10 protein-coding genes are annotated in these 9,056 nt (G+C 63.6%); 6 read left to right on the forward strand and 4 right to left on the reverse strand.

The genetic code is table 11. The annotated features are described in order from the left end of the window. The 3 genes from EN964_RS15305 to EN964_RS15315 all read left to right on the forward strand — a co-directional run. Positions 1 to 639: flavodoxin-dependent (E)-4-hydroxy-3-methylbut-2-enyl-diphosphate synthase (locus EN964_RS15305; RefSeq protein ID WP_164775824.1), on the forward strand; the 639-nt coding region annotated here is incomplete at its 5' end. Between the two features lie 5 nt (positions 640 to 644). Further along, entirely contained in the window at positions 645 to 1,499 is an 855-nt protein-coding gene (locus EN964_RS15310) for a lytic transglycosylase domain-containing protein (protein ID WP_127267513.1), read from the forward strand. A 123-nt stretch (positions 1,500 to 1,622) separates the two neighbouring features. Then, positions 1,623 to 2,402 (forward strand): Stf0 family sulfotransferase, encoded by a 780-nt coding sequence (locus EN964_RS15315; RefSeq protein WP_236383230.1) that lies wholly within the window; start codon positions 1,623 to 1,625, stop codon positions 2,400 to 2,402. A 19-nt stretch (positions 2,403 to 2,421) separates the two neighbouring features. Here EN964_RS15315 and EN964_RS15320 read toward each other — a convergent pair whose 3' ends face one another. The 3 genes from EN964_RS15320 to EN964_RS15330 form a co-directional block, all read right to left on the reverse strand. Then, positions 2,422 to 4,761 (reverse strand): response regulator, encoded by a 2,340-nt coding sequence (locus EN964_RS15320; RefSeq protein WP_127272344.1) that lies wholly within the window; start codon positions 4,759 to 4,761, stop codon positions 2,422 to 2,424. 116 nt (positions 4,762 to 4,877) lie between these two features. After that, the gene (locus EN964_RS15325; protein ID WP_127267511.1) at positions 4,878 to 5,684 is read right to left on the reverse strand and encodes a class I SAM-dependent methyltransferase; all 807 of its coding nucleotides are present in this window, start codon (positions 5,682 to 5,684) and stop codon (positions 4,878 to 4,880) included. Between the two features lie 161 nt (positions 5,685 to 5,845). Continuing rightward, entirely contained in the window at positions 5,846 to 6,763 is a 918-nt protein-coding gene (locus EN964_RS15330; protein WP_127276505.1) for a polyprenyl synthetase family protein, read from the reverse strand. 222 nt (positions 6,764 to 6,985) lie between these two features. Between EN964_RS15330 and EN964_RS15335 the strand changes: the two genes are divergently transcribed. The 3 genes from EN964_RS15335 to EN964_RS15345 all read left to right on the forward strand — a co-directional run bounded on the left by EN964_RS15335 (position 6,986) and on the right by EN964_RS15345 (position 8,717). Beyond that, on the forward strand, positions 6,986 to 7,747 hold the full coding sequence (locus tag EN964_RS15335) for a transglycosylase domain-containing protein (RefSeq protein ID WP_127271462.1): 762 nt from the start codon (positions 6,986 to 6,988) through the stop codon (positions 7,745 to 7,747). A gap of 140 nt (positions 7,748 to 7,887) precedes the next feature. Continuing rightward, positions 7,888 to 8,070 (forward strand): 50S ribosomal protein L32, encoded by a 183-nt coding sequence (gene rpmF / locus EN964_RS15340; protein WP_008834724.1) that lies wholly within the window; start codon positions 7,888 to 7,890, stop codon positions 8,068 to 8,070. Positions 8,071 to 8,315: 245 nt separating this feature from the next. Next, positions 8,316 to 8,717, forward strand: coding sequence for a hypothetical protein (locus tag EN964_RS15345; RefSeq protein ID WP_127276507.1), 402 nt, complete (start codon positions 8,316 to 8,318; stop codon positions 8,715 to 8,717). A gap of 78 nt (positions 8,718 to 8,795) precedes the next feature. On the opposite strand, the gene EN964_RS15350 is transcribed toward EN964_RS15345, so the two are convergent. Continuing rightward, the coding region (locus EN964_RS15350; protein ID WP_206528721.1) for a heme-binding protein at positions 8,796 to 9,056 on the reverse strand (261 nt) is incomplete at its 5' end.

The following is a 9,056-nucleotide window of genomic DNA, read 5'->3' on the forward strand; positions in this document are numbered from 1 at the left end:
CCCCAGTTGACACCGATGCGCACCGGCTTGTCATGCCTGATCGCCGTCTATACCGAGCTCGCCACCCGCTCCAATCATGCGCTGCATCTCGGCCTGACCGAAGCCGGCATGGGCTCGAAGGGCATCGTCGCTTCGTCGGCCGCCATGGGCATCCTGCTCCAGCAAGGCATCGGCGACACCATCCGCATCTCGCTGACACCGGAGCCGAACGGCGACCGCACGCGCGAGGTGCAGGTGTCACAGGAATTGCTGCAAACCATGGGGTTCAGGCAGTTCGTGCCGATTGTTGCCGCTTGCCCCGGCTGCGGCCGCACCACCTCCACCGTGTTCCAGGAACTCGCCCAGAACATCCAGGCCGATCTCAGGAAGAACATGCCCGTGTGGCGCGACAAATACCCCGGCGTCGAGAACCTCAAGGTCGCGGTGATGGGTTGCATCGTCAACGGCCCTGGCGAGTCCAAGCATGCCGACATCGGCATTTCGCTGCCCGGCACGGGCGAAATGCCGACGGCGCCTGTCTTCGTCGACGGCAAAAAGGCGGCGACGCTGCGCGGGCCGTCGATCGCCGCGGATTTCGAGAAAATGGTCGCCGACTATATCGAGCAACGGTTCGGTCGCGGCAAGGCCGCGGCCGAGTAGAACCGATGCAGCGTTTCCTTTGGGCAGCGCTGATCCTGCTGTACGGGCTGACCTGGTCGACCCTTGTGCAGGCCGATCCGCCGCAATCCGCCAAGCAGCGGCTGATCGACAAGGTCTGCAATCTGATCCAGGCGCATGCCGACCAGAACGGCCTGTCCAGGGATTTCTTCGCCCGGCTGATCTGGAAGGAAAGCCGTTTCGATCCCAACGCCGTCAGTCCGGTCGGTGCCGAAGGCATTGCCCAGTTCATGCCGGGCACCGCCAAGATGCGCGGGCTCGCCAATTCCTTCGACATCAACCAGGCGATTCCGGCTTCGGCCAGATATCTGGCCGAAATGAAAACCGGCTACGGCAATCTCGGCCTGGCCGCCGCCGCCTACAATGCCGGCGAGAGCCGGGTGTCGCGCTGGCTCAGCTCCGGCGGTTTCCTGCCGATGGAAACCGAAAGCTATGTCTTAGACATCATGGGCGAACCAGCCGACAAGTTCACCGACCGGGCCTATGCCGGAAGGGTCGAGCCGCTCGACGCAAAGACGGATTTTGCCGTCGCTTGCCGAAAACTGCCGGTGATCATGTCGCGGACGGTGGCCATGGCTTCGATCAACATAAAGCCATGGGGCATCCAAGTGGCCGGCAATTTTCGCCGCAGCGCCGCGATCAACCAGTGGGTCAGGGTAAGGAGCCGGTTCCCGGCCCTGCTCAACGGGCATGATCCGGTGGTCAGCCGGGTGCGCACGCCGATCGGCCGGCGCGGCATCTACGCGGTCAGGATCGGTGTCGACCGCCGCGCCGATGCCAACGTTATTTGCCAGAAATTGCAAAGTGTCGGTGGGGCGTGCGTGGTGGTGCGCAACCGGTAATTTGGCCGCTGCCGGCATGGTGTTTGTCCGAGAGAGGCATTTAAAAGCGATAGCCGTGACGTCGCATCCAGCAAAGATTTCAGCTATAGCGGCCGCCATCCTTACTGGGCGGCGGCCCTGTCTTTGACGAGCAGCATGGGCCTCAACATGTTCGATGGATACATCATCTGCGGCACGCCGAGGACCGGTAGCACGCTGCTGTGCAAGCTTCTGGCATCCACGAAGACGACTGGCGATCCGCACTCATTCTATCGGCGGCAGGATGTGCTGGAGTGGGCTGAAGAGTGGAAGCTGCCCGATCGCGACACGATGAGTGAGCTCGACTTCAATGTCGCCTATCTCAACGCGGCGATCGCTGCCGGCAAGGGTGGGACCGGCCTCTTCGGCCTTCGCTTGATGCGCGAAAATCTGGATGAACTCTCGGCAACCCTCGACCGGATTTTCCCGAAACTGCAGTCGGACAGAGCGCGTCTTGAAAAGGCCTTTGGCCGCGTCCTCTACATACACCTCTCGCGGGAGAACAAGCTCGCGCAGGCTGTCTCCCTGATCAAGGCGGAGCAGACCGGTCTTTGGCATATCGCTCCCGATGGCACCGAGATCGAAAGGGTCGCACCGCCGAAAGAGCCCCAATATGATTTCGAGCGTATCAAACGAGAGGTCACGGAACTCGAGACCTATGACGCGGCCTGGAACATTTGGTTCGCAGAGCAAGGCATATCCCCGCTGCGCGTCGGCTATGAGCGCCTTTCAGGCAATCCGGCTGCGACGTTGCTAGGCATCTGCGAAGCCCTGGGAGTCCCAGCACCTGACGAGGAGGATGTAAGCCCCGGCGTTGCAAAGCTTGCTGACGCGACAAGCCTCGACTGGATGCGCCGCTATCGTCTGGAGGCTGCCGCCGTCTGACGCATCCTCATGGATGCAGTCAGGCGGTCTTGGCCACGACGGTCTCGCTGAGCCAGGTGCCGATCTTGGTGCCTAGGCGGTCGGGCGAAACGGGCTTCGGCAGATAGTCGTCCATGCCTGAATCGATGCACTTGTCGCGATCGCCCTTCAGCGCGTGCGCGGTGACGCCGATGATCGGGATGTGGGCGCCCGTCGAGACCTCCATCGCCCGGATGGCGCGGGTCGCCTCGTAGCCGTTCATTTCGGGCATCGAAACGTCCATCAGGATCAGCTTGGGGCGCAGCGCCCGGTACATTTCGACCGCCGTGCGGCCATTGCCGGCGATACGGTAGCTCAAGCCCAACCCATTGAGGATCTGGCCGAAGACCAACTGGTTCACGTCATTGTCCTCGGCAATGAGGATGTCGATCGGTCCGTTCGGCGCGGTTGTCGATTCCGGCGCTGCCGCGACCGGCATTGCCGGGCCGCGGATGACGGTGAAGGCGGGCGGCGCTGCCAGGGAAGCCTGCACGATCGGTTCGCGGACGAACCGCGCCTTGCCGACCTGCGAACGGGCCTTCTGAATCACCGAGATGACGGTGCCGAGCAGCACCGCGGAGCGCGCCGGTTTGGTCAGATGCGCGGCAATGCCGAAGTCGATGATCATCTTGCCGAAATCGACCTGGTCGACCGAGGTCAGGATAACGATCGGGATGGCCGACAGGCGGCTGTCGGAAGCAATGGCTCTGGCGACGTCGGCGCCGTTCATGCCCGGCATCTGGTAGTCGAGGATGATGCAGTCGACGGCGGCGCCGAGTTGAAAGGCGCGGTCGAGGAAGGCCAGGCCGACGGCGCCGCTTTCGGCGGCGGCACAGTCGAAGCTCCAGCTTCTGAGCTGCTCGAGCAGGATTTCGCGGTTGACCGGATTGTCGTCGATGACCAGCACGCGCGCGCCGGTGACGTCGACCGGCACGATCTCGTCGCGCGCCGCGGCCTGATGCGCGGGCAGCGGCACAGCGAACCAGAACACGGAGCCACGGCCGATCTCGCTTTCGACGCCGATCTTGCCTGCCATCAGGTCGACGAGGCGGGCGGCGATGGCCAAGCCCAGCCCCGTGCCCTCATGGCGGCGGGTGGACGAGCCGTCCACTTGCGCGAATTTCTCGAACACGTTCTGCAGTTTCTCGGCCGGTATGCCGATGCCGGTGTCTTCGACGCGGACCTTGAGCTGGACCACGTCGTTGACGATCTCGCCGCCGACATCGATCAGCACATGACCCTTCTCGGTGAACTTCACGGCATTGCCGAGCAGGTTGGTGATGATCTGCCGGAAGCGGCCGGCGTCGCCGACGACATGGGCCGGCAGGCGCGGGTCGACACGCACGATCAGTTCGAGGTTCTTTTCGGCGACGCGCGCCGAGACCAGCGTCGCCACATCCTCGACCGCCTCGGAAAGGCGGAAGGGAGCAGGGTCGAGAGTGAGTTGCCCGGCATTGATCTTGGAGAAATCGAGGATGTCGTTGATGATGGTGAGCAGCGCGTTGCCGGATTTGACGATGACGTCGGTGAAGGTCTTCTGGCGCGGGGTCAGATCGGTCTTGGCCAGCAGTTCGGCCATGCCGAGCACACCGTTCATCGGCGTGCGTATTTCGTGGCTCATATTGGCCAGGAATTCCGATTTGGCGCGGTCGGCGGCCTCGGCCTTGAACAGGGATTCGGCGGATTCGGCAAAGGCGCGGCGGATTGCCACTTCCATCGGGCGGAAGATCCAGAAGGCGACGATGGCAAGTGCCGCGAACAGGATGCCGCTCGCCCACAGCAGCAGCCTGTCGCTTGAGGCATCGGCCAGGTGGCGCTCATCATCCATGGCGGTGCGGACGCGGACCAGCATCGGCTGGGCGAACAGGTCGTTCTGGTTGCGGATTTCGCGATAGCTCCACTCGTCGACCTTTTGCGCCATCGACATCAGGTTGAAATTGCGCACCATGTCGCGCGGCGACCAGAACAGATCGCCGTTGACGGAAGCGGACTGGAGTTCGTTGACGGTCTTGATCGACAGCCGCGGCTTGATCGCCGCAAGCTGGGCGGTCAGCGTCTCGATCTCGCCGGTCAGGCGCTCCGAATGGCCGCGCGCCGATGTGGTCAGGGCATCGCGTGTCTCCGCCCGCCAGGCGGTGCCGGTGGTCTCGGCGAAGCTGGTCGCGTTGCGCAGGTCGCGGGTGAAGATGACGAGATTGCTGCTCAGCGCATCGATGTCGCGGCGAAAGGAATTGACGCGGTCAAGCGCAATCACGATACCGGCGGAAGCCAGCGCGAAGATCAGCAACCCTGAAATATAGCGGATCCGGACCGACCGGATGAAGGACGAATATTCAGGCATGCGCAACCCCAACACATACGCACCATTTTAATGGCCGGGATTACGCTTCATTTACATTAAAATTTCGTTCGTGAGAGGGCAGGCAGGCCATGCGAACCGCCGGATGGACAGCGCGCCTAGACCGCTTCCACGACGAGGGCGCGGATGCGGCCACGCACCGGGCCTTCCCCGAACCGTTTCCCAAGGGCATTCGCCACGTATCGCGTCGCCTCCTCCAGCGAGCCGCCGCGCGCCTCGATCTCAGCCCGCAGGGGTGTGCCCTGGCAATAGGCCGTGGCCGCCTCATATGGCGACGAAGCGGCGCTGACGGCATCCAGCGGCTCTATGGTGATGTTACCGAAGCCGGCGGCATGAAGGTCGGCGCGGATGACGTCCGCATCGTGATAGCCGTGCGGCGTCCTCGCCATGAAGCGCGGCGGATCGGCCGGGAAAAAATGGCCGAGCGCCCGCGTCACTTCCTCGGCGAACTCGTTGTCGTCGATGGCACTCCAGACGTTGAACAGGAAGTGCCCGCCCGGCCGCATCACCCGCCGCGCTTGGCCGTAGGCGCCCACCCGATCGGGGAAGAACATCGCGCCAAACTGGCAAACCACGGCGTCGAACTCTGCGTCCTCGAAGGGCAGCGCCTGGGCGTCGGCCTGCCGCCAGGTGATCCGAGGATCGTCCGCCATCCGCGTGCGCGCGTGGTCGAGCATGGGCTGGTTGAGGTCGGTGACCACGATGCGGGCTTGCGCCGGCAACTTTGCTGCCATCGCACGTGTCACCACACCGGTGCCCGCCGCCACTTCGAGCACCGATTGCGGCCCGAGCTTCGACACCCGCTCTGCCAGATCCCGTGCATACGGCTCGAAGATCAGCGGCACCATCGCCCGGTCGTAGACCTCGGCAATGGAACCGCTGAACAGCTTGTCGGTGGTCGACATGGCACCCCTCCAACTCTACCCGCACCGCGTGCGTGCCGTGCGGATGGCAAAGCGATGTCGATCCTCTGCCTCGGCAGGCTTCCGCTCAAGTTCTATTTCTGAATTGGCCGGCGGAGGATGAGCGAACTTTAGTCAGCTCGATATCTCGGCTGGCGCCAACCTCAACTGGTGCGGGTCGCCACGAACGTTGCCGCTTCTTTCAGCAACTGGGCGTCGTCGCCATAAGGATCAAGCAGTGCATGCGCCTGCTCGACGAGGCCGTGCAACTGGTTGCGAGCCCAATTCGCACCATGCAAGGCCACCAGCGTCGCCTTGCCGGCGGCGGCGTCCTTGCCGGTTGCCTTGCCCATCTGGCTGGCATCGGCGGTCAAATCGAGCAGGTCGTCGGCAAGCTGGAAGGCAAGACCGATCGCCGAGCCGAATTCGGCCAGCCGCTCGCGGTCATCGGCCGGGGCGCCGGCGATGAGGGCACCTGCCTCGCAGGCGAAACGGATCAGAGCGCCAGTCTTCATCGCCTGCAGCCGGATGATGCCGGCCTCGTCCGGCGGCGTCTGTTCGGCTTCGAGGTCGAGCTTCTGGCCGCCGACCATGCCGCCGGGTCCGGCGGCGCGGGCCAGCGCCAGCACCAGGGCCGCCCGCCGCTCCGCGGGCAGGGCGGTCGCCTCGCCGGCGATGACGTCGAAGGCCAGCGTCAGCAAGGCATCGCCAGCCAGGATGGCGGTCGCCTCGTCGAAGGCTCTGTGCACGGTCGGCTGGCCACGACGCAGGTCATCGTCGTCCATGGCGGGCAGGTCGTCGTGTATCAGCGAATAGCAATGCACGCATTCAAGTGCGGCGGCGACACGCAGTGTCGCCTCGCCATCGGCGGAAAAAAGGGCGGCACTTTCCATGACCAGGAAGGGCCGCAGGCGCTTGCCGCCGTTCAGCACGCCGTGCCGCATGGCTGCCATCAACCGCTCAGGCCGGGCGATCTCGCCCGAAAGCGCGCGGTCGTCGAGCAGCCGCCGCAGCAGCACCTCGACGGCGGCAGCGCGTCGGATGAGCGCCATTTCGAACGCCATTTGGTCGTCATTCGTCATGGCCGGGACCGGTAGCCGACACTCAGACGTTGCGCAAGAAGGCAAGCGCCATTATGCCGGAGCAGTATGAGCCCGTTTGGAAACTCTGCTCCTGCGGTCATCTGAGGGCGTTTTCTGCGCTTCCGGTGCTTGCGTACTCTAATGTACGCTCCGCTCCGGTTCTCGAAAACACCGTCACATGACTCACAGGAGCGCGTTTCAAAACGAGCTCTCTGGCACGGGTTGGGCGGCTTGGCGGAACCGATCGTCGATCATGAAACCGAAAAGCTGGACATGGCGACGAGATCGCGAGGCGTAAATCGCCGCGGTCTCAAACGCTGGGTCCGGCGCGGCATCGTCGTGGCCGCGGTGCTGGCTTTGATTCCGGTCGTGCTGACCTTTCTCTACCTGCCGTTCTTCGTGCATCCTGTCTCGACGCTGATGTTGAAGGATCTGGCGACGTTCTCCGGTTACGACCGCCGCTGGGTGTCGATCGACGACGTGTCGCCGGTGCTGGCCAATTCCGTCATCATGTCGGAGGATGGGCAGTTCTGCTTTCATCGTGGCGTCGATCTCGGCGAGCTGAGAGGCGTCGTCGACGACGCGCTGGCCGGCGAAGCGACGCGCGGTGCCTCGACCATCACCATGCAGACGGTAAAGAACCTGTTTCTGTGGTCGCGGCCGCTGGGCTCGGTGCGCAAGGTGGTCGAATTGCCGCTGGCCGTCTATTTCGATGCGGTGATGTCGAAACGGCGCATCATGGAAATCTACCTCAACATCGCCGAGTGGGGGCCGGGCATCTACGGCATCGAGGCCGCGGCACAGCACCATTTTGGCGTTTCGGCAAAACAGCTGTCGCGACGGCAGGCCGCCTTGCTTGCGGTTTCCTTGCCAAATCCGATCGCCCGCAATCCGGCCAAACCCGGGCCTGGCTTGAGGCGGCTCGCCAATCTGATCGAGCGGCGCGCCGGCCGCTCCGGCGCCTATGTCGGTTGTCTCCGCTAGCCGATCCAAAAAAATTCGCGCCAGTGCTGGCCAAAACGGCACAGGGCGTGTATAGGCACCCGACTTTCTCAGATTTAGGCCCCGACATGGCCCTTTCACGAGGGCGGGCGGGGCTTTTGACCATGTAGTGGAGCATATCCGTGGCCGTTCCGAAACGTAAAACCTCTCCGTCCAAGCGCGGCATGCGCCGCTCGGCCGACGCCCTCAAGGCCCCGACCTATGTCGAGGACAAGAATTCCGGCGAAATGCGCCGTCCGCATCATATCGACCTGAAGACCGGCATGTATCGCGGTCGTCAGGTGTTGACGCCCAAGGAAAGCTGAGACCAGCTTTTTCAAAGGTTTGAATTTCCATAAGGACCGGCCGGTGGCTGGTCCTTTTGCGTTTGGGCCGGACGGCAGCGCATTTCGAGGCGTGCACCGCCGGCGTTGCAAATCCTTCGGCCGGCAACCGGCTGACATGGTTGTTGCGTGCGGTCTTCGACCGTGTTCAGCGCTGATGGCGAAACATCTTGACGACGTGGCCATGGCGCATTCTACAAAGGATCGCCCCCACATGGAGACGCCAGATGTTCGGTGCCATTCCGCTGCTGATCGTGCCTTTCGTGCTCTACAACCTCGGACTGCTGGGAATTTTCGGCAGCGGTGACGATCCGTGGGCGAGCGAGGTCTTCTCCTTCAGTATGATGTCGGGCGGCGTGTTCTCGATGACGCTGGGCGACCTGATGATACTGATCGGGCTGGTCTTCCTGTTCCTCGAAATGGCGAAGTCGGTGCGCACGACCAATGCCTCGATCATGGACCATCTTCTGTCGACGCTGGTATTCGTGGCCTTCCTGGTCGAGTTCCTGCTGGTGAAGGGCGCCGCCCATTCCGTCTTCTTCACGCTGATGGTCATCGCGCTGTTCGATGTGCTGGCCGGATTCGCGGTGTCGATGCGATCGGCCAGCCGGGACATCAATCTGCATTAGGTCCCCAGCGCGGAAGGCGGAAGTTTGACGGGCGCTTGCGCTGACAGTTGTCGGAAACGCCCGTAACGTCCCCGACGCTCAGCCCGGATCGGCGGTGAAGCCGGCGGCCTCGATGCCGGCGATGGCCGCGGCTTCGTCATTGTCCGACGTGTCACCTGAAATGCCGACGGCGCCGAGGATGGCTCCGGCCTTGTCGCGGATCAGCACGCCGCCGACGACCGGCAGCACGCGTCCGCCAGAGACGTCCGAGATGCCGGCGACGAGGTGCGGGCGCTCCTTGGCGAAAGCCTCGACTTTGCGCGAGCCCATGCCGATGGCGAGCGCACCATAGGCCTTGCC

The organism is Mesorhizobium sp. M7A.F.Ca.CA.001.10.2.1 (assembly GCF_003998575.1).
Taxonomy (GTDB): domain Bacteria; phylum Pseudomonadota; class Alphaproteobacteria; order Rhizobiales; family Rhizobiaceae; genus Mesorhizobium.